Annotated in this window: 21 protein-coding genes; 19 read left to right on the plus strand and 2 right to left on the minus strand. The window is 41.8% G+C overall.

Annotated features, from left to right (window positions below; all coding sequences use genetic code 11):
• Window positions 1-37: 37 nt before the first annotated feature.
• Window positions 38-1,192, plus strand: a complete 1,155-nt coding sequence (gene nagA, locus ACZ5XR_RS02885; RefSeq protein ID WP_464500208.1) for an N-acetylglucosamine-6-phosphate deacetylase — start codon at window positions 38-40, stop codon at window positions 1,190-1,192.
• Window positions 1,193-1,271: 79 nt separating this feature from the next.
• On the opposite strand, the gene ACZ5XR_RS02890 is transcribed toward nagA, so the two are convergent.
• Window positions 1,272-2,072: a sugar phosphate isomerase/epimerase family protein gene (locus ACZ5XR_RS02890; RefSeq protein ID WP_464500209.1), complete on the minus strand. Its 801-nt coding sequence runs from the start codon at window positions 2,070-2,072 to the stop codon at window positions 1,272-1,274.
• Window positions 2,069-3,157 carry a Gfo/Idh/MocA family protein gene (locus tag ACZ5XR_RS02895; protein ID WP_464500210.1) on the minus strand — a complete coding sequence of 363 codons (1,089 nt, stop codon included), beginning with the start codon at window positions 3,155-3,157 and terminating at the stop codon, window positions 2,069-2,071. The genes ACZ5XR_RS02890 and ACZ5XR_RS02895 overlap by 4 nt, the downstream gene beginning before the upstream one ends.
• A 124-nt stretch (window positions 3,158-3,281) precedes the next feature.
• Here ACZ5XR_RS02895 and ACZ5XR_RS02900 point away from each other — a divergent pair, with 124 nt between their 5' ends.
• The 18 genes from ACZ5XR_RS02900 to ACZ5XR_RS02985 all read left to right on the plus strand — a co-directional run bounded on the left by ACZ5XR_RS02900 (window position 3,282) and on the right by ACZ5XR_RS02985 (window position 26,802).
• Window positions 3,282-4,118 carry a cupin domain-containing protein gene (locus ACZ5XR_RS02900; protein WP_464500211.1) on the plus strand — a complete coding sequence of 279 codons (837 nt, stop codon included), beginning with the start codon at window positions 3,282-3,284 and terminating at the stop codon, window positions 4,116-4,118.
• 86 nt (window positions 4,119-4,204) lie between these two features.
• Window positions 4,205-4,792, plus strand: coding sequence for a YesL family protein (locus ACZ5XR_RS02905; protein ID WP_464500212.1), 588 nt, complete (start codon window positions 4,205-4,207; stop codon window positions 4,790-4,792).
• A gap of 275 nt (window positions 4,793-5,067) precedes the next feature.
• Window positions 5,068-6,402 carry an ABC transporter substrate-binding protein gene (locus tag ACZ5XR_RS02910; protein ID WP_464500213.1) on the plus strand — a complete coding sequence of 445 codons (1,335 nt, stop codon included), beginning with the start codon at window positions 5,068-5,070 and terminating at the stop codon, window positions 6,400-6,402.
• Between the two features lie 80 nt (window positions 6,403-6,482).
• Window positions 6,483-7,472, plus strand: a complete 990-nt coding sequence (locus ACZ5XR_RS02915) for a carbohydrate ABC transporter permease (protein ID WP_464500214.1) — start codon at window positions 6,483-6,485, stop codon at window positions 7,470-7,472.
• A gap of 56 nt (window positions 7,473-7,528) precedes the next feature.
• The gene (locus ACZ5XR_RS02920) at window positions 7,529-8,344 is read left to right on the plus strand and encodes a carbohydrate ABC transporter permease (RefSeq protein WP_464502203.1); all 816 of its coding nucleotides are present in this window, start codon (window positions 7,529-7,531) and stop codon (window positions 8,342-8,344) included.
• 55 nt (window positions 8,345-8,399) lie between these two features.
• Complete coding sequence (locus ACZ5XR_RS02925) at window positions 8,400-9,386, plus strand: ROK family protein (RefSeq protein ID WP_464500215.1); 987 nt, start codon at window positions 8,400-8,402, stop codon at window positions 9,384-9,386.
• A gap of 12 nt (window positions 9,387-9,398) precedes the next feature.
• On the plus strand, window positions 9,399-9,983 hold the full coding sequence (locus ACZ5XR_RS02930) for an SIS domain-containing protein (RefSeq protein ID WP_464500216.1): 585 nt from the start codon (window positions 9,399-9,401) through the stop codon (window positions 9,981-9,983).
• Between the two features lie 30 nt (window positions 9,984-10,013).
• Window positions 10,014-10,934, plus strand: coding sequence for a class II fructose-bisphosphate aldolase (locus ACZ5XR_RS02935; protein WP_464500217.1), 921 nt, complete (start codon window positions 10,014-10,016; stop codon window positions 10,932-10,934).
• Between the two features lie 15 nt (window positions 10,935-10,949).
• Window positions 10,950-12,317: a protein O-GlcNAcase gene (locus ACZ5XR_RS02940; RefSeq protein ID WP_464500218.1), complete on the plus strand. Its 1,368-nt coding sequence runs from the start codon at window positions 10,950-10,952 to the stop codon at window positions 12,315-12,317.
• Window positions 12,314-13,651, plus strand: a complete 1,338-nt coding sequence (locus tag ACZ5XR_RS02945; protein ID WP_464500219.1) for an amylo-alpha-1,6-glucosidase — start codon at window positions 12,314-12,316, stop codon at window positions 13,649-13,651. Before ACZ5XR_RS02940 ends, ACZ5XR_RS02945 begins: the two co-directional genes overlap by 4 nt.
• Window positions 13,648-15,471 carry an MBL fold metallo-hydrolase gene (locus ACZ5XR_RS02950; RefSeq protein ID WP_464500220.1) on the plus strand — a complete coding sequence of 608 codons (1,824 nt, stop codon included), beginning with the start codon at window positions 13,648-13,650 and terminating at the stop codon, window positions 15,469-15,471. Before ACZ5XR_RS02945 ends, ACZ5XR_RS02950 begins: the two co-directional genes overlap by 4 nt.
• Window positions 15,461-17,935: an alpha-mannosidase gene (locus ACZ5XR_RS02955; protein ID WP_464500221.1), complete on the plus strand. Its 2,475-nt coding sequence runs from the start codon at window positions 15,461-15,463 to the stop codon at window positions 17,933-17,935. The genes ACZ5XR_RS02950 and ACZ5XR_RS02955 overlap by 11 nt, the downstream gene beginning before the upstream one ends.
• Window positions 17,936-18,142: 207 nt before the next feature.
• The gene (locus ACZ5XR_RS02960; RefSeq protein ID WP_464500222.1) at window positions 18,143-18,931 is read left to right on the plus strand and encodes a DeoR/GlpR family DNA-binding transcription regulator; all 789 of its coding nucleotides are present in this window, start codon (window positions 18,143-18,145) and stop codon (window positions 18,929-18,931) included.
• Window positions 18,932-18,935: 4 nt separating this feature from the next.
• A complete protein-coding gene (locus tag ACZ5XR_RS02965; RefSeq protein WP_464500223.1) occupies window positions 18,936-19,940 on the plus strand; it encodes a Gfo/Idh/MocA family protein in 1,005 nt (334 codons plus the stop codon).
• Between the two features lie 22 nt (window positions 19,941-19,962).
• Entirely contained in the window at window positions 19,963-21,027 is a 1,065-nt protein-coding gene (locus ACZ5XR_RS02970; RefSeq protein ID WP_464500224.1) for a Gfo/Idh/MocA family protein, read from the plus strand.
• 65 nt (window positions 21,028-21,092) lie between these two features.
• A complete protein-coding gene (locus ACZ5XR_RS02975) occupies window positions 21,093-21,863 on the plus strand; it encodes a sugar phosphate isomerase/epimerase family protein (protein ID WP_464500225.1) in 771 nt (256 codons plus the stop codon).
• Complete coding sequence (locus ACZ5XR_RS02980) at window positions 21,860-23,638, plus strand: glycoside hydrolase family 2 protein (RefSeq protein ID WP_464500226.1); 1,779 nt, start codon at window positions 21,860-21,862, stop codon at window positions 23,636-23,638. The genes ACZ5XR_RS02975 and ACZ5XR_RS02980 overlap by 4 nt, the downstream gene beginning before the upstream one ends.
• Window positions 23,639-23,652: 14 nt before the next feature.
• Complete coding sequence (locus tag ACZ5XR_RS02985) at window positions 23,653-26,802, plus strand: alpha-mannosidase (RefSeq protein WP_464500227.1); 3,150 nt, start codon at window positions 23,653-23,655, stop codon at window positions 26,800-26,802.
• The last annotated feature ends 160 nt before the right edge of the window (window positions 26,803-26,962 follow it).

The raw sequence follows: 26,962 nt of genomic DNA on the forward strand, positions 1-26,962 counted from the left end.
TGAATAATCCTGGCCAAAATGTGGAGGACGTTAAAATATGAGCACTACCTTAATTAATAACGTACGTTTAATAGGTGGAAATGAGCCAAAGCCGTCACGTGTCCTTATTCGAAACGGCCAAATAGCCTCCATCGATTCGGATTACACATATTCAAGACTGACGGCAGATACTGAAATCGATGGAAAAGGCTGCTTCCTTATCCCCGGAATGATTGATGTGCATATTCATGGAGCAGAAGGGTTTGACATGATGGACGGTACCACCCGGAGTGTGGAGGAGGTTTCGAAAGCATGTGCCCGAACAGGCTGTACCTCCTTTCTGGCAACTTCCGTATCGTCTTCCTTGGAGGACCTGCTAAACATGATTACCAATGTAAAAGAAGTGGCAGGCAGAGAACCGGGGGCACAAATTGCCGGGATGCACATTGAAGGACCTTATCTGAATGTTAAACGTAAAGGGATGCAAAATGAGCGTTACTTGCGGCATCCTGATTTGCAGGAAATGAAAATGATTATCGAGCACACTGGCTCTTTGTTGCGAATGGTCACATTGGCACCAGAGCTGCCCGGTGGTCTGGAAATGATTCGTTTTCTAAAGGATCAGGGAATCATTGCCGCCATTGCCCATTCCGATGCAACATACGAAGAAGCGAAACAGGCATTTCAATGTGGTGCAAGCCATGTGACTCATTGTTTTAATCAGATGCGGCCGATTCATCATCGCGACCCGGGGGTGGTTATTGCTGCGTTTGAAGAAAGCAGCGTGAGTGTACAGGCTATTGTCGATCATATTCATCTTCACCCCGCCATTGTCCGGTTGATTTATCGTGAAAAAGGACCGGACAAAATGGTCCTGATTACAGATGCTCTACAAGCGATGGGGATGGGCGATGGGACTTATTTATTCGGAGGGCACGAGGTAAAGGTCGTTGATAGGGTGGCAAGGTTAAGGGACGGGACACTGGCATCGAGTACTGTGACCATGAATGAGGCGCTTGAGAAGACGGTAAAATCGGGAATTTCTTTAGCGGATGCTGTTAGAATGGCTACAAAGACACCAGCCGATGTACTGGGTCTCACCAATAAAGGAAGAGTGGAGCCTGGAGCTGATGCTGACCTAGTGCTTATGAACGACCGCTTCGAGATTATGCAGACCATTGTAAACGGTAGAATCGTTTATAGCCATCCTTAGTTTTTGGTTGGTTTTAGAAGGGGCTAAAAAGGCATGAACCTAATCGATGGGTTCATGCCCTACTATAAAAGTATTGCAATCATACATGGACGAGCTGGTTTTTTAAATAATCAATTGAACGTTGTACATCCTCCGTCATTGTACGAACAGGATGTATGCTTTCAGGATGCCAAAGTTCAAGTGCCAGCCAGCCGTTATATCTTGCAGTTGCTGCAGATTCCAGTAAGGCTGCGAAATTGATATCGCCCTCAAGTACGTCTTCTGCCGGTACGCTCCCATTTTGGTTGCGCAAATGAAAGGCGAAAATGCGATCAGGGTACGTATTAACCCACTCAATAGGATTGCAGCCGGCAACATGGGCCCAGCCTGTATCTACACATAGCCCTACACTTTTATCTGCATAGTGGATGACAGACCTTAAATCCCCTGTTGCATTTAAGTTGTCAGCAGCGTGATTATGTAAGCAAACCTTTAATCCAATTGGGGCTACAAGCTCAGATATGCGTGACAAGTTTTCGCCTTGCAGCATTAACTCATCTTCTGACTTGACGACTGGTTTTTTCCAGTTTATCGGATCTGAATTTAGGAGCAAATCAGAGCCTCTTGCTGTTGCCAGGCGATCCGCATATGGCAATATCGTACGCTCCACTTCCAGTTGACTGTAAGGAACATGTAAAGGAAGGCCGATATAAGAGGCGGAGACTGCCAATCCAAAGGAATGGGCAAATTTAAGTTTTTCAGTATCGGCATCAATCTCTATGGCATTCAGGCCCGCTTCTGCACAAGCCTGGAATAACTCTTCCCAAACGGTTTTTTTTCCGTCCCGTTTCCAGCGTTCAGTCCAGCCGTACATATTAGATGAAAATCCTTTTATATTCAAATCGATACTCCTTTCCGAGCCATTTCAATTGTTCTATTCTGTCTTGTTTTCGCAACAGTATAGAGGGATGTTAAGCATTGAAAGTTTTTTAGCGCTTGTTGATTTACGTTAGCGTGTGACTCCAGTCCTTTGACTTTCCGATAAAAGTGAAGGAGAGGATTATCAAAAATGGTGTACATGCTTCTGGGGCCGGTTTCGACTTGTTCTTCAACAATCTGTCCTTGATTATCATAACGTCGGAACACAGGCTGTCGTGAATCAAAAGGAGTCCAGCCAAGAGAGCCCAGGGTGCCTTCGATTTCAGCCCTTACATACTCTTCGCCATGGGCACATGAGGCCCGCTCGTAATGGACATGAATGTTGCGCTTATCCCGGCTGTAAGTCATATGGGCACCAGCATGTGTTTCCACGTCAAATGGAGTATCGGAAGGATCTATTTCTGTTAATGGTTTAGCCAGCCATGCGGCATTTATTTCAATCCTGTCAGGATTGAGTATGTCGTTTAATGTGGCAAAGTCGTACGGTCCCCAATCCATGACAACACCGCCGCCGCTTCTTGTAGAATCTAGAAACCAGTGGCTTTCAGGCTGATATTCGATTCCTGAACGGCTTCGTGCCCATTTGTTTACAAACGTCACATGATAGATCTCTCCAAGAGTACCGGAATCGATGATTTTTTTGACAGTCTCCATGTGAGGCATGCCTTTAAAGCGTACACTGCAGCATCCTATAAACCGGTTATGGTTTTCTGCAGTCTGGATCATCTCCTGTGCCTGATCATCATTCATTGCAAGAGGCTTCTCACAAAGGACGTGACGGCCGGATTCAAGTGCCGATTTTGCAGGATCAAAATGGGCCAATGGGGGAGTACAGATAATAACGATATCATCATCTTCAGCAGGCTCGGAATAAAGCATTTCTTGAACATTGGTAAACCCAATGGCATCTGGAAACTGTTGACAAAACGCAGTAATGGCCAAAGGGTTGGTGTCAGCCACCCGCAGTTTTATCGGTTCATTCAGCTTATTCGCCGCTTCCGCGTGCGTACGGCCTATGACGCCTGCACCTATTATATAAAGTCTCATTTCGTTCACCTCTGTTCTAAAACTGTGATTACACTCTATCACATTTAAAAAATTTAATTCTCCTAAAATCTGATTGAAAACTAATCATTTTGTACAAAGAAGAAAATTGTTCGGGGGAAGAAACATGTATGTAGAACATTTGCATTTACGTCGTTCGTTTGCTTTTTGCCGGGTATGGGGCTCACATGAGGACCATGATCTCCATGTTCATGATTGCCTGGAAATTGGAATTGTACTCGAAAATGAGTTGGAATACAGGTTTCAAAATCAAACTTATGTTGGCAGGCCGGGAGACGTGTTTCTATGCCGCCCGTTTGAGCCGCACTGGAGCTTTTCAAAACCGGGCATGCCTTTTGAATGCATTCTTGTCCTGTTTAACCCCTCATCTGTAAGTAAAATACCGGACGGTAAACAGCTGCTGGCTCCTTTTTATACGCAAGAAGGGTTACCGCCCATCATTCCGGCGGGTTCTATTTTTGCAGAAGCTATTAGGAAGGCCGCCATTAAAGCGGTGGAAGCACAGGAGCAAAACGCTGCTTCCTGGGTGACCTGTCAGTACATGCACCTGATTGATATTTTGCTGCAGGTCAATCAGTATGTGAGGGAGTTCGTGCAAGCACCCAATATGAAAATACCGTCCTCTGAAATAGCTGAAGTAGTAGGATACTTGCTTGATCACTTTCAGGACCCTTTGAATCTAGAGACATTATTAAGGCGCTCAGGAATGGGAAGAACGAATTTTTTTATACAATTCCACAACCTTACAGGCGTTACGCCAAATGAGTTCGTCACCAGATTAAGGGTGCAATATGCCATGGATTTGCTTCGCTCGTCTAACCAAAGCATGCTCGATTTAGCCTATTCAAGCGGATTTCAGTCATTAAGTACTTTTAATAAACAGTTCAAGAAATATACCGGCCAGTCCCCACGCGATTTTCGGAAAACAGAACTAAAGAGTTAAGAAACCTCAAATTAATAGAAGAGGGACAATTGGGTATTCAATTTAATAGAATACCAGTAACTATCATTCTGTAGGAGAGGATCTTTGTGGCTAAAAAGACAGTCATTTTTATTATGGAATGGCTTTGGCGGCTTTTGTGGATAAATCTTTTATGGATTCTATTTTCAATCCCGCTAATTACGATCATTCCATCAACATTTGCAATGTATACGGTTATTAATAAACTCGCAAAAGAAGATGATGATAGCAGCATTTTCCCTATTTTTATCAACGCATTCAAAAAATATTTGATTAAGAGTTTCCCTCTTGGCATTGCATTAGTCCTAATCAGCTTATTTTTATATACGGACTTGATGATTTTGAAAGAACAAACTGGCAGTACCTTGCTCATTTTACGTTATGCCATTCTCTTTCTTGCGCTTTTGTTCATTCCGATTATTTGCTATAGCATTCCCGTTTTTATAGAATTTGAGGTTCCTTGGTATAAAGCAATGCTAATGGCATTTGTTTTGGCGATGAAAAAGCCTCATTACATCCTTTTTGTCATTTGTGGGATTTTGGGGGTTTTGTGTTTATTTTTATTTTTAACAGGAATAGGAATTTTGCTTTTTGGGAGTTTGTGTGCGTTATTTGCTACGAAAGGTGCATTATCCGTTATAAGAAGTGAAGGGTGAAAAATAGGTTGGGAACATTCCCAATCTATTTTTTTATGAATTTTTTAAATTTACAAAATATTATTGACATTGAAAGCGTGTTCATAGATAATGAAAACAAGTCAACAAAATCCCGCAGAAAACGTCATTATCCCAAAAAACGGGAACGTTCCCTGAAGTAAAGTTTCTTCAAAAAACCACACTGATTTAACCTGTGTAACTTTATTTCTGGAAAATGCTAAAGTGTCTGTGAGATTAAGAGGCTTAGCTATTTTAAATTTAAAGGGGGAAAATGTATGAGAAGCTTTAAAAAGTTTGCAGCACTGGTATTAGTTTTAGTCATGAGTACAGTCACATTTTTAACGGGTTGTTCGGGTTCAAGCCAAAACACAGCTGCTTCTGCTAAAAACGGCAATTCAAAAGTAATTGAACTGGATTTTTGGTCCTTCTGGGGATCTGCGATTCGTAAACCGGTTATTGAAAAAATTGTTGATGACTTCAATAAATCTCAAAATAAAATCCACGTAAAATATACATATCTTCCATTTGGGGATGTTTGGACGAAAGAGTTGGCAGCGGTTGCGGCCGGTAATCCGCCGGATGTCATCATCAATGATATTAACACTGTTCGACAGCGTGCAGACAAGAACCAAGTTCAAAGTTTAGCACCATATATCAAAAACGATGCTAGTCTTAAGGATCAATATTTTCCAGAACTTTGGAATGCAGTTACAAAGGATGGCGTTCCGTATGCATTGCCATTCAACACGGATACTCGCCTGTTGTTCTGGAACAAGGATCTTTTCAAACAAGCCGGTTTAAATCCTGACCAACCGCCGCAAACTTGGGCTGAATTAGAGCAGGATGCCAAAAAAATCGACCAGAAAAATGGTGACCGTTATGTACGCATGGGGTTCCTGCCAAGACAAAGCATTGCTCCAGATATTTGGATGGATAACGCTTCAGGCCACGGATATTGGGATTATCAAAAAAATCAGCCCAATATTAACGACCCTAAGGCTGTACAGGCCCTTCAATGGGTAGCTGATTATGAGAAGCAATATGGAAGTAAAGCAATCAATAGATTTATGGGCCAATTTGGCGATAACCAGGCAGATCCATTTGTTTCTGGCAAATTGGGAATGATTATTCAAACAGCAACCGATTACACGAAAATCCGTGATTACGGAAAAGGAATGAATTTTGGTGTTGCGCCAATCCCTGAACTTACACCTGGAAATGGCCATACTTCATGGGGCGGCGGATTCGTAGCGGAGATCCCGAAAGGAGCAAAACATCCGGAAGCTTCCTATGAGTTTATTAAATTCCTTACAAGTGCAAAAGAACAAGCATACTGGGCAGTTAAAAACTTTGATAATGTTGCCAATGTTCAAGGCGCAAAAGATGCTGGGGAAAGTCCTGATCTATCTGCCAACGATAAACGCGTATACAACGCAGCGGTTGATAATATGAAGAATACCATTTTGACTCCAATCCCAGTTCAGGCGCCTGATTATCTTAATTTGATTAACCCTGAGATTGACAAGGTAATGTTAGGAAAACAATCTCCTCAACAGGCATTGGATAATGCCCAAAAAGCGGTTGAAAGTCTGGTTAAAAGTACGAAATAATTGATTTTTTCCATCAGGGAGTGAAGTGAATTTCGCTCCCTGTATACATAATTTATTCGAAAAAAAAGGAGGATCGATACATGGAAACTGAGATTACTGCCAAATCAAGCAGCAAAGATAAAGTAGATGTAGAAGTAAAAATAAAGAAGACCCGTAAAAAAATAACTCTTGAGCAAAGGGAAGGGTTATACGGGTATATTTTCTTATCACCCTGGTTAATTGGATTCCTCCTCTTAACGCTCGGCCCATTGTTGTTCTCCCTTTATGCCAGCTTTACGAATTATGACATTACTTCAAGGATGGATTTTATTGGTCTAAAAAACTATATTCGGATGTTCACCCAAGATGACTTATTCTGGGTGTCAATGTGGAACACCCTTTATTATGTAGCGATTTCCGTTCCTTTGACGGTATTGGGAGCAGTGCTGCTCGCACTGTTGTTAAATCAAGGAGTACCTGGGATGAGGATATATCGGACCATTTTTTATCTTCCCGCCGTATTGTCAGGCGTAGGCGTGTACCTGCTTTGGATGCAATTATTAAACCCCGATTCCGGTCTTATCAATACTGTCCTGTCGTGGTTTGGAATTGAGGGCCCTGCTTGGTTAATGGATCCGAATTGGACGAAGCCGGCATTGATCTTTATGAAGCTATGGAGCGTTGGCGGCGGCATGCTTTTGTATCTTGCAAGTTTACAGGGAGTTCCTAAGCCGCTTTATGAAGCTGCCGAAATTGATGGCGCAAATGCATTCCAACGATTTAGACATATTACATTGCCGATGATTACACCCGTTATTTTCTTTGAATTAGTTACAGGCATAATTGGCGGTTTCCAGGTTTTCCAGGAAGCTTACGTTATGACCAGCAATCCTGGGAGCTCTCCTGGCGGACCGGCTAATTCCCTTCTTTTCTTTAACTTTCAAATGTTTAATAAGGCCTTTAAGGCGTTTGATATGGGATATGCGATGGCTATGTCCTGGATTCTCTTTATCATTGTCATGATATTTACCATTATCAATTTAAAACTGGCTCCGCGGTGGGTTCACTATGAAGGGGATGTTCCAAAATGAGTGCAGCATCAAATAATAAAAGCTCATACTTTCAAAGTGTTAAAGTGCGAAAAAAAATGTCAAAAACGATTATCTCGTTTGTTCTTGTACTGGGAAGTGTATTAATCCTGTCCCCAGTGTGGTGGATGTTTGCCACATCGGTGAAAAGCATGCAAGAAATAATGCAGTTCCCTCCTACCTTTATCCCAAAGCAATGGCATTTTGAGAATTATATTGAAACGTGGAAAGCCGCTCCATTTACTCGCTATTTATTCAATACATTACTTATAACAGTTTGTGTTGTCATTGGAAGTGTGTTATCAAACTCTTTTATTGCCTATGGGTTTGCAAAAATCCGTTTTAAAGGACGTAATCTGTTTTTCGCTGTTGTATTGGCCACGATGATGATTCCAGGCTTTGTTACCATGATTCCGCATTATGTCATGTATTCAAAATTAGGCTGGCTCAATACTTATCTTCCATTAATTATACCTTCATTTTTCGGAAGCGCCTTTTTTATCTTTTTAATCCGTCAATTTTATTTGGGGATACCGAATGATTTAATCGAAGCCGCGAAAATTGATGGCGCCAGTCATTTTTATATATGGGCAAGGATCATGATGCCCCTTTCAAAACCGGCAATTGCGACTGTCGCCATTTTCTCATTCAATGGGGCATGGAACGACTTTTTAGGGCCATTGCTCTATATCAATGATGATTCTCTTTATACGTTACAGTTGGGTCTTCAGGTGTTTAAAGGCCAGCTTGAAACCCAATGGAACTATTTAATGGCAGGCTCATTGCTAATCTTGCTTCCGGTCATCATTCTTTTCTTTATCTTCCAAAGGTACTTTATTGAAGGAATGAATATCTCCTCTGGGACAAAGGGATAACAGTACCATAATAGAAAAGTAGATTCATATATACGAATGGCAGGGGATGCTCGGAATGGAACTAGTAAGTATTGGAATGGATATTGGCGGTACGAAAACACTGATTGGCCTCGTGAATCCCCAAGGAACCGTTATCGCCAAATATCGATTCCCTACAAATATTTATTGTCAGCCTGAGGAACATTTATTGAAATGCGTCAAAGCTGCCGAACAGCTTTTAACAGAAAACGGTGTATCCGAACATTCCCTTTTAGGCATCGGTGTTAATGTTCCAGGGTTAGCAGATTCCAAGGAAGGCATTCTGATTCATGCCCCATATGCTAAGTGGAGAGATGTAAAGGTACGGGAATTCATCCGGCGGCGTTGGCCCAATAAACCGGTTCAGCTCGCCAATGATGTGAATGCATGTGCCATTGGCGAGCTATTGTTCGGCAAAGGGAAAAATTTAAATGATTTTCTTTGGGTCACCGTTAGCACAGGAATTGGGGGCGGAGTGATCGTCAACCGGCAGCTGGCCGAGGGTCATACATCAATTGCCGGCGAGATAGGACACATGGTCGTCGAATGGGAAAACGGTTATCGATGTTCCTGTGGAAATATAGGATGTCTAGAGGCACATAGCTCTGGTACTGCCATGGCAGAACAGGCAAAAAGAATTATTGAGAGTGATCGAAGGGGAGAAATCTCTGCTTATTTTAATAGAAGAAGCTTGAGCGTTTCTGCCGAACAGTTGGCCATCGCAGCATATGAGGGTGTGAGATTCGCAGCCGAAATTTATCACCAAGCAGGAATTTACCTTGGAAGAGCATTTTCGTATGCGATTAATTTATTAAATCCCGGGGCGATTATTGTTGGCGGAGGGGTCAGTCTTTCCTTTGATTTACTGGAACCGTCCATTCGTCATGTTGTTAAGGCATCCGTGATCAATGAAAGTAATAAACAAATCCCGATTGTGACATCGGGACTTGGTTATGATGCCGGGTTAATTGGAGCGGCGAGCTTAGTTTTCTGGAAAGAACCATCTGTCATTACTAATAGTTAGGGGGGAGCAGTCATGTTTTATGCTTTTTACAGTAACTATAAAAGAGAGTTTATGGAAACGATTGATTCTTTGGATTTTGAAATGATTCACAAAATCTACGAAGCGCTCGAAGAGGCACGGGAGAAGGGTAAACAAGTATTTGTTATTGGCAATGGAGGCAGTGCGGCCAGCGCATCACATTGGGCATGCGATTTTGTCAAAGGAATCAATGTTGGAGAAAGCATCCGCTACCGGTTCATTGCCTTAACCGATAATAATCCATTAATCACCGCATATGGGAACGATATTGATTTTGATGATATTTTTGTTGAACAGTTAAAAAGCTTTTTGAATCCCGAGGATGTAGTCATTGGTTTATCCGTTTCAGGCAGTTCTGAAAATATTGTCCGCGCTTTTCAATACGCAAAAGAAAATGGAGGCACAGTCATATCTTTAATCGGCAATCGCCAGGGAACGATGAAAGCTTATTCGGATTTCTCCCTTGTGATCCCCTCAGACAATTATGGTGTTGTTGAAGATGTGCATATGTATGTAAATCATGTAGTCTCTCAATATATTAATCAATTAAATCGTTCAGAAGTCATTCAAAAACAGTAAGGGAAATCTAATGAAGGGGAAGATGAAATAATGTCAAAACAAATAAAGTCGAAAAATGTATTTACATTGAAGGAAGCATTAGTGAGGGCTGAAGAAAATGGATATGCGATAGGGTCCTTTTCACCGCGGTATACTCCAATGATTCGTCCTGTTTTACGGGCAGGGCAAAAAACACAGTCCCCGTTAATTGTGCAAATTTCCCAAAAGGAACTGGAGCGATATGGGATTACTCCTGCGGAATTCGCATCAGAGTTTTACACCGTGATGGATGAAGAGAACATAACAGTACCAGTCGTTCTTCACCTTGACCATACAAAACAATTTTCGGTCATTCAACAGGCCATAGAAGCCGGATTTACTTCTGTCATGATTGACGCATCAGAAAAAGAACTGAAGGAAAATATCACGATCAGTAAGGAAATTGCCGAATATGCCCATGCAAAAGGAGTATCTGTGGAAGCGGAGTTAGGGAAAATCGGTACGACTGATTTTGTGGAAACAGATAAAGATGAGGAACTTTATACCGACCCGGAAGAAGCATTACAGTTTGTGAATGAAACAAAATGTGATGCTTTAGCTGTTTCTGTCGGTACTGCACATGGTGTTTATAATGTTAGACAGCCAAAAGTGGATGTAAAGCGGCTAATCGCCATACGTGAGCTTACTCCTGTCCATTTAGTCCTTCACGGCGGATCGGGTGTCCCTTCAAAAATGATTGAAGAAGCAATCAAACTTCCAAGAGGCGGAATCAGTAAAGTAAATATTGCAACTGATTTGGAACTTTCATTACTTCAGGCATTATCCCGGGAAGAACGAATGACAAATCAAGAATGTAAGACCTTGTCACCCGAACAGCTGGAGCTTGCTCAAAATGCGGTTGAGGCTGTTGTCATTGAAAAAATTCATGACCATTTGGGCAGTGCCGATCAAGCAAGAACATTCGAGCAATAAAGGAGAGGCTGGACTATGGAAAATTCACCTTTTCCTGTCAGGGGAGTTGTGGAAGGGTTTTATGGGGCATTTTATACGGCTCCTGAACGAAATGATTTGATATCGTTTCTTTCCAAATGTGGTTATAACTTATATATTTACGGACCAAAGAATGACAGGCAGCATCGGGCACGATGGAGAGAGCCATATCCTGATTTTATCATGGAGCATTTCGCTGTAACCGTAGCGCATTCCAAAAGGGAGGAAGTCGATTTTTGCTATTCCATTGGACCAGGTGTTTCTATTAATTATGCATCAGAAGCTGATTTTCAGCATATTACATCTAAATTCAAAGCCTTTTATGATATCGGTGTAAGGACATTTATGATCATGCTGGATGATATCAAGGCCGAATTCCAATTTACGGAAGAACGGGAACTTTATAATAGTTATGGTGAAGCACATATTTTTATAACGAACAAGCTCTACCATTGGCTAAAATCGTTGGACACAGCGTGTAAATTGCTCCTTTGTCCCACGGATTACCATGGTAAAGCACCGTTCAGCGACTATATTTGCGAAATCGGCAAGGGGCTTCATCCAGACATCGATATCTGTTATTCAGGACATGAAATTTGTTCAAAAACGATTACGGAGCAGGATATTGCTGAATTCAAAGAAGCTATCCATCGCATGCCGATTATTTGGGATAACTATCCTGTCAATGATTTGGCGATGACCGGCGAAATGCATATTGGTCCAATCTGTGGACGGGATGCTTCTCTTTCAAATGTGAGCAAAGGATTTATTGTCAATACAATGATTCAGGCAGAGGCATCAAAGATTCCGTTACTCACTTTTGCCGATTACTTTGTAAGTCCGCAAAGCTACGATCCTTGGAAATCGTGGGAGAAGGCATTAAAAACGGTCGGAGGTGAGGAAAACTATCCGGCATTAAAAACGTTTGCCGAAAATTCGTTATACTCCTGCCTGGGTTTACCGGAAGCAGAAAAGCTGGAAATTCTTACTGCGAACGCTTTACATTCTCTTAAATCCGGGGAAAAAGCAGCTTCGAGCCAGGCCATTCAAGACCTGTACAGCTATTTGGATCTGCTCGATGAATCCGGTTATCATTTGAAATTCAGAATGACCAATTACGCATTAAGAAACAGCCTATTACCATGGATTCAATTAATGGAAAGCTGGGCCTGGGCCGGCAGAAGAGCGATTGCCATATTAATAGCATTGGAAAATAATGATGAAGCAGAAGGCCAGCTTAACTGGCTGCACGAATCAATGGAAGAAGTGGATAGGCATCCAAAGCGTTTTGCCGGAAAGATTCTATCACCGTTAATAGAATACACCAAATTGAAAGTGAAAGCGTATAAGGAGTCAATGGTATGACAAACCAGGAGCTAAAACACAGTTTAATTAAAGAGGGCCGGGATAAAGCGGAAGAGCTTTTAATCGCAAACGGCGGGGATTTGGGATTGCTGGGGTCAAAACAGGCCTATCAGCAGGTATGGGCAAGAGACAGTATGATTTGCGGGCTGGGGCTATTGCTCTGCCGAAATTCGGAAGGCAAAGAAATTCATCGGAGATCTTTGGAAACGCTGCAAAAATTTCAAAGCGAGCTTGGAAAAATCCCGCATAATGTCGGATTTACAAATGTTGACGACCCGGCATTAATTGCCCATGGAGGAAAGCTTAATGTTTCCGGGAAAGATGGGACTGCCATTGAGGACACTATCCATGCCGGATGTGTTGATGGGAATCTCTGGTATATTATTGGCCATTATTACAATTTTTCTATGACGAAGGATCGTGATTTTTTAAAAAATGCCTGGGGCAGTTTGGAAAGGGCGTTGCTATGGTTAAGGTATCAGGACTCGAATGAATGCGGGCTGCTCGAAGTGCATGAAGCGATGGACTGGGCAGATTTATTTGGAAATCGCTACAATGTTTTGTTTGATAATGTTCTGTACTATGCGGCCTGGAAATGCATGGCAGCAATGGTGAGAGAACTGGGGCATGAGTATAAGTTTTACGAAAGGAACGCGAAGGATGTACATCAAAAAATAAATGCGCTGCTATGGGTGGGACCCGAGGAACCAAATGATTATGATTGGGTCGCAAATGAACGGAAGGAATGGCTCTACCCGATGAAAAGGGTAGAGACGGAACTTGTCGAACGCCCTTTCTATTTACCCTATATGGGGTTTCGCGACTTTGCGGATCGGTTTGATACTTTAGCAAATCTTTTAGCGATTGTTTTTGGTGTAGCTGACCAGAAAAAAGCGGATAGGATTTTAAATTATATTCACGGTTGCGGTTTAAACGAGCCATTCCCTGTGAAATCCTTATATCCGGTGATTCGCCCGGGGGAAAAAGATTGGCAGGAGTACTATCGGGTGCGCAACTTGAATCAGCCTCATCATTACCATAATGGCGGTGCCTGGCCTTTTATTGGCGGGTTTTATGTCGCGGCGCTGGTCCAAGCTGGCCGCTTGGATGAAGCAAGAACCCAGCTCGGAAATCTGGCAAAAATGAATCAAATCGGTAAAAACGGTGCATGGGAATTCAATGAATGGTTCCATGGTACGTCAGGGCGGCCAATGGGATATGGCGGCCAATCCTGGTCAATGGCCATGTATATTTTTGCGGAAAATGCCGTGGAAATAGGGCAGTTACCTATCTTTAATCGGAATAACAATTGGGGAAGCGGAGCGTTATTATGAGGACGATTTCTACAAATCTCTTCCTATTTAAAAATACTTGTAATGTTTATGTGATAAAAACCGGAAAGAAGGCCGTTTTAATTGACTTTGGGAACGGGGAAATCCTGGATAAATTACTCTCGATTGGGATTGAAAGTGTAACGGATATTCTTATGACCCATCACCATCGCGATCAAGCTCAAGGGTTAGCCATTGCTAAACAAAAGGGAATTCGGATTTGGGTTCCTCACACGGAACAGGATTTATTTAGTAAAGTAGATGAACATTGGAAGGCGAGAGAACTGGATAATAACTATAACATGAGGCAGGACCGCTTTTCCATGCTGCAATCTGTTCCAATCTATAAAACATTGAAAGATTACACAACGATCAACCTAAATGGATTAAATTTTACGATTGTTCCGTCACCAGGGCATACAACCGGATCTATTTCGATTTTGGCTGAAGTAGATGGAAAGAAATTAGCCTTTTCGGGGGATTTGATTTACGCCCCGGGAAAAGTTTGGTCCCTTGCCGCAACCCAATGGTCCTATAACGGTGGGGAAGGTCTGGCATTAAGTGTCCTCTCTCTATTGGATATAAAAGAAAGAAATCCAGACATACTGCTTCCTTCACACGGACGGATCATGGATAAGCCAATAAAAGCGATCAATCTGTTGGCAGGACGTTTGACAAGTCTTATGGAACAACGGAGACAGAATCCAAGACTTCATCAGCTTCGCGAACAGCCATATGAAGCCATTACACCGCATCTATTAAAGAACCGTACAAGTATGGCAAATTCATATATCCTCCTTTCTGAAAGCGGAAAGGCGTTATTCATTGATTTTGGCTACGATTTTATTGGTGGCATTGCAGCCGGAAGCGACCGTGCTTCCAGGAGGCCCTGGTTATATACGATTCCGGCATTAAAAAAACAATTTAATGTTGAGAAAATTGATGTGGCCATTCCAACCCATTTTCACGACGACCATGTCGTCGGGCTTAATTTATTAAGAGAAATTGAAGGGACTGAAATATGGTGCCCGGAGAATTTTTCAGATGTTTTAGAGGAACCAAAAAAATACAATTTGCCTTGTCTCTGGTATGACCCAATTAAAGTAGACCGTGTTTTGCCATTAAAGAAAAAAATCAGCTGGGAAGAGTATGAATTTACTATATATGAGCAACCGGGCCATACATTATATGCTTCAGCAATCTATTTTTCAGTAGATGATAAAAAGGTCTTGGCCATAGGTGATCAATATCAGGAAAAAGACGATTACAACTATGTTTATCATAATAAATTCCGCATAAGAGATTATATGGATAGCGCAACACTTTACAAGGATTTGAAGCCTGATTTTCTCATTTCAGGCCATTGGGACCCTGTATATGTTACAAATGAGTATCTCCAACAAATTGAAGAAAAAGGTAAAAGGTTGGAACAACTTCATCGTGAGTTATTGCCGGATATTCCTGATCTGGGTGCTGAAGGTTTTGGGGCGGCAATCCACCCCTATCAGACTAGCATTCGTGATGGAGAGACCTTCGTGGTTACAGTCGAAATTAAAAACCCTTTTAATGAAGAAAAAGAGGCTTCTGCAAAAATAATTACCCCTGCAAGCTGGCATGTAGATAGCAATGAGTTTCGAAAGATCCTGAAAGAAAAAGAATCCGTACAATTTACAGCCGAAATTACAGTTCCGAAAGGATACAAGGGTTACAGAGAACGTATCGCCGTTGATTTGACGGTTGGAAACCATCGTTTTGGACAACATGGGGAGGCACTTGTTTCGATTATAGATGTGGGGACAATTGGAGGGGAAGATGTTGAGTGAAAAACCAATGGCAGTAAAAGAAAAACAAAAATCCAAAATCAAAGAAAAGACATTACATATGATTGGGAATGCCCACTTGGATCCGGTTTGGCTGTGGCAATGGCAGGAAGGATTTCAAGAAACAAAAGCAACCTTCCGTTCGGCACTGGACCGTATGAAGGAATTCCCGGACTTTGTCTTTACAAACAGTTCTGCTGCAAACTATGAATGGATTGAAAATAACGAACCCGAAATGTTTGAAGAAATTAAACAGCGCATTAAAGAAGGGCGTTGGGAAATTGTTGGTGGTTGGTGGATTCAGCCTGATTGCAATATTCCAGGCGGGGAATCATTTGTGCGCCAGGGGCTTTACGGGCAGAGATATTTTAATGAGAAGTTTGGGGTAACGGCCAATGTTGGTTACAATGTGGATAGCTTTGGACATCATGGCATGCTGCCGCAAATTTTAAAGAAAAGCGGTATGGACTATTACATTTTTATGCGCCCCAGTCCACAAGAAAAAGGTCTTCCCGGGAGATTGTTTTGGTGGGAGTCTGATGACAGTTCAAGGGTATTGGCTTTCCGTATACCGTTTGAATACTGCACATGGGGAAAAGATGTAGAGAAACATGTCCGCCGTAACTCCGGTGAAATAAAAGCACCTTTTAATGATTTAATGTGCTTTTACGGCGTTGGGAATCATGGCGGAGGCCCAACAAAAGAAAATATTGAAAGCATTGAACGGTTGAATGATCATCCGGAATTCCCTTCATTAATATTCAGTACTCCAAATAAATTTTTTGAGGATCTGATGAAAAAAAATCTTCCGTTCCCGGTTGTACATGATGATCTGCAGCATCATGCCAGCGGTTGCTATGCCGTTCATTCAGGAATTAAAAGATGGAATCGCGAGGTGGAAAATACAATAATGAAAGCAGAAAAATTTTCAGCTCTTGCAAATTGGACAACGGGGCAAAAATATCCAATTGCAGAATTCGACAGGGCATGGAAAAATGTGTTGTTTAATCAATTCCATGATATTTTAGCCGGAACCAGTTTGGAAGCTGCCTATGAAGATGCGCGTAATATGCATGGAGAAGCAATGTCCATCGCAAGCAGAGGAATGAATTATGCTATCCAATCCCTATCTTGGAGGATAGATATTGAAGAAGTAGCAGGAATGAAACCAATTGTTGTCTTTAACCCCCATTCATGGAACAGTAAAGTAAATATTGAACTGGAAGTGGGAGGATTAAAAGCGGGGGACATCCTGGTTGACCAAAACGGAATTCAGGTTCCGATGCAGAGGGTGCAATCCCATGCAACCGCTGGCGGACGTTTCAGGATCAGCTTTATTGCCGACCTTCCTTCCATGGGATACCGCGTTTATAAAATTACCCGGCCCGAAACTCCTATAGAATTTTCAACAATTAAAGCCAGTGACAATGTTTTAGAAAATGAAACATTCCGGGTTGAGATTGATCCAGTAACTGGTTTTTTCACAAGTTTATTTGATAAATCCAAGAATCTGGAATTACTTGATGCACCTGCAGCCAGACCGGTAGTAATTGATGATCACAGTGATACGTGGTCCCATAATGTTCTTCAATACAAAAACGAAGTGGGAACATTTAAAGCGAAAAGTGTGAAACTGGTCGAACACGGTTTGGTAAAATCGGTTATTCGTGTTGTAAGCGCTTATGGCCATTCCACACTTGTTCAGGATTTTACAATGTACAAAGAGCTGGACCAAATTGATGTTCATTGTACGCTGAATTGGCAAGAGCAATTTAAACTATTAAAACTTAAATTTCCGGTCAACCTAATCTTTAGGAAAGCAACATATGAAATTCCATATGGACATATTGTCCGCGAGTGTAACGGGGAGGAAGAACCTGGCCAAAGCTGGATTGATATCTCCGGCACACACCCCGCAGCAGGAGAAATGTACGGTTTAAGCTTATTAAATGATGGAAAATACAGCTTCGATATCCATAATAAAGAAATGAGCATGACCGTATTGCGCAGTCCAATTTACGCACATCATGACCCGGCCGTTCCTGCAGAAGATAGACACTATGCTTTCATTGACCAGGGAATTCAAAAGTTCACATACTCCATGCTGCCGCACAAAGGTAATTGGGAAACAGCTGGCACAGTAAAACGTGCAGCAGAATTAAATCAAAAACCAATCAGCATCATTGAAACGTACCATAAAGGTTCACTGCCGCAAACGAATTCGTTCCTGTCGGTAGATGTGGATAATGTCATTGTTAGTGTGGTTAAGAAAGCGGAGGATAATGATGATCTGATTATCCGGGCATATGAATCATCAAATACCGGAACAACAGCGGTAATTGATCTGCCAATATGGAATCGAACTATTAAGGCAGAGTTTAAATCATCAGAAATTAAAACATTCCGTATTCCTAAGGATTACCTCGAACCAATTGTGGAAACGAATTTACTTGAATGGGAAGATTAAGAATCAGGTTTAGAGTCTCAACTTCTCTCAACTCCTCCCAGGCTAGTAGATTAAGGAAAAAATGCAGTTGGCGCATACATCCAATGATGAAGAGATTGTCAGTTAAACAAAAGCCTGGGCATAAAGGCATGGTATAATTAATAGCAATTATATTGAGCAAGCTTACTTCATCTAAGGAACAATGCTTGTCTGTGGAGGAAATGATATATGATCGTTGCCGAACGACGTAAGATAATCAAAGATTTGCTAATAAAAAATAAAAGTGTAAAAGTTTCTGATCTCGTAGAACTGCTCCATGTTTCGGAGGAGACCATCCGGCGGGATTTATTCCAGCTAGAAAAGGAAGGAATAGCTGAAAAGAACTATGGAGGCGCCATTTTGCTCGAAGATTCCCTTTATCAGCCTGAGATTCTTCCTGTAGATGAAAGGAAGCTGCAATACTCGCTTGAAAAAGATTTAATTGGCAAGGCGGCTGCCCAATTAGTCGATAAGGGGCAGATTATTATTTTAGATGCAGGTTCTACCACTTGGTATGTTGCAAAGAACATGCCTGCCAATAGAAGCCTTACAGTCATAACAAATGCTATGAATGTTGCTGAAGAATGCAGTAAAGATGAAACAGCGTCTATTTATTTACTAGGAGGAAAACTATCCAGAAATTCAATGAGTCTTGTAGGACCTCAGGCAGAAGAAGAACTAAAAAAATACAGTGCCGATTTTGTTTTTCTCGGGTCATCAGGTATTTCGTTAAGACAAGGCTTTACAAGTTCTGATTTATACGAAGCAGAGATAAAGCGGGAAATGGTTTTGTCTGGGAAAAAAATAGTAGTTGTGGCTGACCATAGCAAACTGGAAAAAGCCGGACTTACATCATTTTGCAGTTTTGAAGAAACAGATATTTTTATTACAAGTGATCTGGCCGATAAACAAATTCTTAAAGAAATTGAAAAAAGGGGTGTTGAAGTGATTGTCGCACCAATATCTGAGGAAGGGTGATTCAATGTTAAATGTCGCTATGTTAAGCAAATGGCATGTCCATGCGGACGATTATGCACGTCAAGCGAAGAAAAATAACTATATGGAGATCAAAATGGTCTGGGATGAAAATCAGGAACGCGGTAAATCTTGGGCAAGGGAACTAGGGGTTCCTTTTGAATGTAATTTACAGAATATTTTAACTAATCCCAAAATTGATGCTGTCATTGTCGATACCCCGACAAATCTTCATAAGGAGATTATTACCCTTGCAGCCAAACATAAAAAGCATATATTCACGGAAAAAGTCCTTGCTTTTACAGTAAAAGATAGCCAAGAGATTTATGAAGCTGTAAAAATGAATAATGTCCAGTTAATGGTTTCATTACCAAGATTAACGGAAATCTCCTATTTAAATGCCCAACACGTCATAGATGAAGGGTTATTGGGCGATCTTACTTTTATTCGGTGCCGCCTAGCACATAATGGTGCTGTCCCATTAGAAGGAAATCCCAATGGATGGCTTCCTAAACACTTTTTCAACAAAGAGGAATGCGGCGGCGGGGCCCTCATCGACCTTGGGGCACACCCGATTTATTTGACCAATCGCCTGGCTGGTCCCGCAAAAGCGGTGACAGCGAGATTACAGCAGCGTCCCGGCGACGAAGTGGATGTAAATTCAGTTGTTATTATTGAGTATGAAGGTGGGGCTTTAGGAACGATTGAAACGGGATTTCTGTCAGACGGAAGTCCTTTCCAGCTTGAGCTTTATGGAACAGAGGGAACTCTATTAATAGAAGATAATAAGTTTCGCTTGAAATGCAGACGAACAGATAACAGCTGGAATGCGCCTGAGACTATGCCGGAACCATTGCCTATGCCAATGGAACAATGGGTTGAATCGATATTGCAGGGTACAGCACCAACGATTACAGAAAATGACGTTCTTGGATTAACGATGATCAACCAGGCTGCCCTATTATCTCATGAAAAACAACGAAGAGTAGAATTAACTGAAATTCTTAAGTAAATAGGAAGGATGGAGGAGAAAGATGGAAAAAACATTAAAAGTAGGTATTATCGGTGCTGGCGGTATAGCAAAAGGCGCTCATATTCCCAATTATTTAAAATGCGGAGATATGGTCGAGATTGTGGCCATTTGCGATATAGAAAAAGAAAAGGCTGAAAAACTTGCGCTGGAATTTAATATTCCTCATGTTTTTTCAAGCTATGAGGAAATGTTTGAAAAGGTTCAAATTGATGCAGTAAGTGTTTGTACACCCAATAAACTTCATCACCCCGCAGCAATCGCAGCTTTAAACGCTGGTTGTCATGTGTTATGTGAAAAGCCGCCTGCGATGACGGCTAAGGAAGCAGAAGAAATGGCAGAAGCAGCCGATATGGCCGGAAAAATCCTGACATATGGTTTTCATTATCGGCATGCCCCGCAAGTAGAAGTTCTGAAACGCTTTATTGATGGCGGGGAACTTGGCGAAATCTATGCCGCACGCGTAACTGCTATGAGAAGACGGGGAATTCCGGGATGGGGCGTGTTTACAAACAAGGAACTTCAAGGCGGGGGGCCGCTTATTGATATTGGGGTTCACATGTTGGATACTGCCCTTTATTTAATGGATTACCCTGAACCCGACACAGTCCTGGGGGTAACCTACCAAAAGCTTGGCAGTCGAAAAGGAGTAGGTCTCATGGGTGCATGGGACTGGGAAAACTTCTCGGTTGAAGATATGTCACGCGGAATGATTACGTTTAAAAATGGGGCTTCGATTCTATTGGAAGCAGCATTTGCTGCCAATGTTGAAAAGGCAGATGAAATGAACGTTGCCTTAATGGGCGACAAGGGCGGAGCGGATGTCTTCCCGCTTAAAATTTATCAGGAAAAGCATGAATCGTTAATCGATATCACTCCAACATTTTTACCAAAAAGAAATTATCATGAATTGGAACTTAAGAAATTTGTAGAAGCATGTTTAGATGGGACCGCGCTATTAAGTACTGCGAAACAAGGCGTTTACCTTCAGCGAATTATCAATGGACTATATGAATCCGCGTTAAAAGGTGAGGCCATTAAAATTAGTGAGAACGTTCCAGTGAATTGAAAATAGAGGGGTTGCTTGATTTTTTTAGCACCCCCTTAACTTTGATAACAAAGGAGTGAGTGTTAATGAGTAAAGTTGGATTGCAGTTGTTTTCTGTTTGGAAGGATGCCCAAAAGGATTTTTTGGGGACGCTCCAAAAGGTGATTGATCTTGGTTATCAGGGAATACAATTCGCCGGCTTTTTCGGTACCCCTGCCAATGAGGTTAAGAATTTACTGGAAGAGAATCAAACATTAGCAGCCGGTGCACACGTTGGCATCCAGCAGCTTTTAACAGACGAATTGGAAAAAACGCTTGAATATCATCGTACGATTCAAAACAAACTCATCATTTGCCCTTCTCTACCGAAGGAAATGCGGCAAACTGCTGATGATTATAAAAAAACAGCGGAACTGTTAAATCGAATCGGCGAAATATGCCAAAAAGCCGATTTTGTTTTTGGCTATCACAACCATGATTTTGAATTTGAAAGATTTGGAGAAAAGACCGGGCTTGAGCTGTTGTTTGATAACACGGATCCGTCATTGGTGAAAATGGAGCTGGACTGCTACTGGGCCAGTTTTGCAGGTCATGATCCATTAGAATTGATTCGAAAACACAAAAACCGAGTCGTATCGCTGCATATTAAAGATATGAAAATTGTGAATGGCGAAAAAACTGGAACAGAGGTGGGCAATGGTCTGCTTGAGTTTAAGTCCCTTATTAAGACTGGCCAAGAATTTGGTGTGGAATGGTTTACGGTAGAGCAGGAAGAATTTGAACGCGACCCATATGAAAGTCTTGGAATTAACGTTAGGAATCTTAAACATTTGATTCAGGAGGCAGCTGTTCGATGAAAAACATCATCCCCAGGCTGGAATATCCCAGACCTGACTTCGTTCGCTTTGACTGGTTAAACCTGAATGGACAATGGAAATTTGATTTTGATGATGATAACAAAGGATTAAAAGAAGAATGGTATGTCAATTATGATTATTCCCAAGAAATTAATGTTCCATTTGCCTTCCAAACAAAACTAAGCGGCATCGAATCAAGAGAGTTTCATGACATTGTCTGGTATGAAAGAACCTTTGAGGTTCCGGCAAGATGGCAAGGGAAGCGAGTTCATCTCCATTTCGGTGCAGTCGATTACCGGGCGTCCGTATGGGTAAATGGGAGGTTTGTCATTTCCCATGAAGGAGGGCACACCCCTTTTCATGCTGATATCTCGGATGCTTTAATAAGCGGCATAAATAAATTGGCTGTGAGAGTTGAAGATCTATCGGTCGACTTGGAGCAGCCGCGTGGGAAACAATTCTGGGAAGTCGAATCCAAGGGGATTTTCTATACAAGAACAACTGGTATTTGGCAAACGGTCTGGCTTGAGCCGGTAAACACTTCTTACATTGAAAGAGTGAAATTGACACCCGATATTGATTTAGGTGAAGTCACTGTTGAATACTTTGTTCATAATCGATCGGAAAACCAAGAAATTGAAATAGAAGTCTATAATCTCAATCAGGCTGTGGCTAAGGAATGTGTAAAAGTCGATCTGATTCAACGCAAGAATAAACAGTCGATAGCGTTAGAGGATTTCAAAAAGGGTCAAGGAAAGCTCTGGAGCCCGGAACATCCGTACCTCTATACCATAAAGTTTTGTTTAAAAGAAGGAAATGAAATTTTGGATCAAGTGGATAGCTATTTTGGGATGAGAAAAATAGCTATTAGAGATGGAAGAATTGAACTGAATAATACCCCTTATTATATGAAGTTGGTTCTCGACCAAGGCTATTATCCTGAAAGTCTATTGACAGCTCCAACGGATGAAGATTTGAAGAATGATATTATCTTAACAAAAGAAATGGGCTTTAACGGGGTTAGAAAACACCAAAAAGTGGAGGAATCACGTTATTTATACTGGGCGGACCATTTAGGCATTCTTGTCTGGGGTGAAATGGCAAATAGCCATACATTTACTGATCAGGCTGTTAAACGGATTTCATCAGAGTGGCAGGAAGCTGTAGCACGCGATTATAATCACCCTGCCATTGTAGCATGGGTCCCTATTAATGAAAGCTGGGGTGTACCGAGGTTAAAGAGAGATCCTCGTCAATCCAATCATTTACTGAGTATGTACTATTTAACCAAATCACTGGATTCCTCCCGTTTAGTTATTTCAAATGATGGATGGGAGCACACTGTTTCCGATGTCTTATCGATTCATGACTATACGGGGGAAAAAGAAACTTTAAAGGAACGGTATTCCATGCTTGAAAATGCCTTGCAATACACTCCTGCAGACCGCTTTTTATATGTTCCGGGGTTTCATTATGGCGGGGAGCCAATTTTTGTATCGGAGTTTGGCGGTATCGCCTATCAAAAAAGTGATTGGCATGGCTGGGGCTATACGTCCGCATCAAACGAAAATGATTTTATTGAGCGATATTACCATGTTGTTTCAAGTCTATTGGAATCACCGCTTGTTCAGGGATTTTGTTATACCCAGCTTACAGATGTAGAACAGGAAATCAATGGTCTCTTGACATATGACAGAAAGCCAAAGGTAGACATTACTCTTATTCATGACATTAATCAGGGAAAACCATTGACGTTTGCTTCAAAGAAAGGATAGAAGGAGAGAATACCATGTATTTTACAGTTGAAAAAATTGAGAAGCATCTAGGAGAGCTGAAGAATTACATTTATAAGAAAACCATGGATATTCCGGTATTCCGTTATAAAGAGTGGGAATTTGGCGAAGAAGACCGAGAAGCATTCCGGCCCGATTTTAATGACCATGACTGGCAAAGCTTCCAAGTGGGTGAATATTGGGGAGGATATGACAAAAATGCATGGTTCCGCACGACAGTTCCAATCCCGGAAGGATGGAAAAATGAACGGCTGGTGCTGCACTTCTTAGTCGGACCGCGTGATGGCGGGGGATCAACGGCTGAAACATTGTTGTACGTAAACGGCACCCCATTGCAAGGAATTGATGTATGGCATGAAGAGGCCTGGCTGCCGCTGGAGTTTGTGCAAAATGATGTGATTCACATTGCGTTAAAAGCATGGAGCGGTGTTTTAAACCCGCCTGAACGCCGAAGATTTAAAATGGCGAGACTTGCCTGTGTCGATGTTCCGACAGAAAGATATTTCTACCTGCTGCATACCCTAATCAATACCGTCAAGGTTCTAGATGAAGGGGATTTAAGACGGACGAAAATGCTTCAATTGATCAATGAATCCATGTTAAAGGTTGATTTCCTAAAACCGGGTTCAGAATTCTTCTATCAATCTATCAAAGAAGCTTATGAGTTTTTAAAATTAAAAGCGGATCAATTAAGTGAAATGGAAGAATTGAAGCCGTTAGTGACAGCACTCGGGCATTCCCATATCGATATGGCCTGGCTATGGCGCCTTGTTCATTCACGCGAAAAAGCATCACGGACCTTTTCAACCGTATTGCATTTAATGCGTCAATATCCTGACTATCGCTATATCCATACATCGCCGCAATTATATAAATATCTAAAAGAAGACTATCCGGAAATTTTTGCACAAGTGAAGGAAAAGATTGCTTCTGGTGAATGGGAAATCACAGGCGGAATGTGGGTGGAACCTGACACCAATCTTCCCAGTGGCGAGTCCTTGATCCGGCAAATCCAGTTCGGGAAACGATTTATGAAGGAAGAGTTTGGCGTTGATTCAAAAATCGTGTGGCTCCCGGACGTGTTTGGCTATTCATGGGCATTGCCGCAAATCATGAAAAAGTGCGGGATTGAAACTTTCATGACCACAAAAATCAGCTGGAGTCAATATAACCGCTTCCCGTTTGATACATTTTTCTGGAGGGGCATTGACGGCACCGAATTGCTGACCCATTTTATCACAACACCTGAAAACGGCACATGGTTCTATACCTATAATGGCATGGTGGAACCAGCGACGGTGAAAGGAATTTGGGATGCCTATCAGCAGAAGGAAGTAAATGATGAGCTGCTGCTTGCGTTCGGCTGGGGCGATGGCGGAGGCGGTCCGACAAAAGAAATGATTGAATCCGCAAAAGTGATGAAAAATCTTCCGGGGCTGCCCAAAGTTCAAATGGATACAGCTGAAGCCTATTTTGAACGGTTAAGGGATCGCGTAAAAGATACAACATTGCCGGTATGGGATGGCGAATTGTATTTAGAATATCACCGGGGAACTTATACATCACAGGGAGCAATTAAAAGAGCAAACCGCAAAGCGGAAATAATCTATCATAATGCGGAATGGTTAAGCGCACTTTCTGATGATTTGACCAATCAGAAAAATTACCCTCATGGTGCCTTAAATGAAGGCTGGGAAATGCTGCTAACGAATCAATTCCATGATATTTTGCCAGGTTCATCAATCCGGCAGGTAAATGAAGATGCACGAAAAGATTTTCAGACAGTACAGGCGATTGGAGATAATGTTTTAAGAGAAGCACAAGGCACGATTGAACACAATATTAAAGTGGAAGAAGACAGCATCGTAGTCTATAATTCTCTTTCTTATGACCGGGATGCTGTAATTGAGCTGCCTGTATCCCATGTGGTAACGGAGACAGCAACCATTGTGGATGAACAGGGATACCCGCTGCCAGCCCAGTTGATTGAAAATGAGGTTGGTAAAAAGGTGTTACTGCAAACAAAAAATGTACCGGCATTAGGATATAAAACATTTAAACTGGCTAAACAGGGCAAAACTGCAAAAACTGAACTAATCGTGAAACACAATTATTTGGAAAATGATTTTTACCAAATTCGCCTGAATGAAAAAGGACAGATTGTTTCTTTGTTTGACAAGCGATCAGAACGAGAGGTTCTCGCCGAGGGGGCAAAAGGGAATGTTCTGCAGGTATTCGAAGACAAGCCAATTCGTTTTGACGCCTGGGACATTGACCTGTATTACCAGGAAAAAATGCGAGAGGTTGACTGTTTAAGGGAAATCGAGGTTCATGAGGGAGGGCCGGTCCGGGCGAGCCTTAAACTGACTTGGGATTTCTATGATTCTACCATTACACAATATGTAACGATTTATAAACATTCACCAAGAATTGATTTCCGCACTCAAGTCAACTGGCAGGAAAAACAAACATTATTAAAGGTTGCTTTCCCTGTAAATGTCCGGTCTACCAAGGCAACTTATGATATTCAGTTTGGAAATATTGAACGACCGACGCATTGGAATACAAGCTGGGATTATGCCAAGTTTGAGGTGGTCGGACATAAGTGGGTTGACCTTTCGGAAGGAAATTTTGGTGTCAGTTTGTTAAATGACTGCAAATATGGCCATGATGTCAAAGAAAATGTGATTCGTTTGACATTAATTAAATCAGCGATCGAGCCGGATGAAACAGCGGACCGCGGCCTGCATGAATTTACCTATAGCCTGGTTCCGCATAAGGGAGATTGGCGTGAGGGGAATGTTGTCAAAGAGGCCTATGATTTGAATGTTTCTTTATTGGCGGCTGAACTAAATGCCAATCCAATGGGAAATTTACCGGCATCCTATCAATTTGCAAAAATTGATCAGGATCATGTTTTGCTGGAGACCGTGAAGAAAGCTGAAGCAGATGAAGCCATTGTTGTCCGTTTCTATGAATATAAACAATTCAGAAATAAAACAAATGTAACATTTGCGAAACCAATCAAAAAAGCCGTTGAGTGCAATCTGCTGGAAGAGGAAGAAAAGGCAGCCGACTATCAGGGCCAAACCCTCTCATTCTCTGTTTCTCCATATGAAATTAAGACATTTAAGGTATGGTTTTAATTCAAAAAATCTTGGCAGCATAAATAGTTTTAGAGGGAATTACCTTTTGGTGTCCCCTTTGGAAGGACCTGCCACAGCCTGGAGACGGATTAACTCCGCCGCCGAAAAAAGCAATTAACTGGTGGCCGCCATCATTGACAGGGGAAGTTAAATTTCTCGA

The sequence above is a fragment of the Neobacillus sp. Fa239 genome (assembly GCF_055395235.1).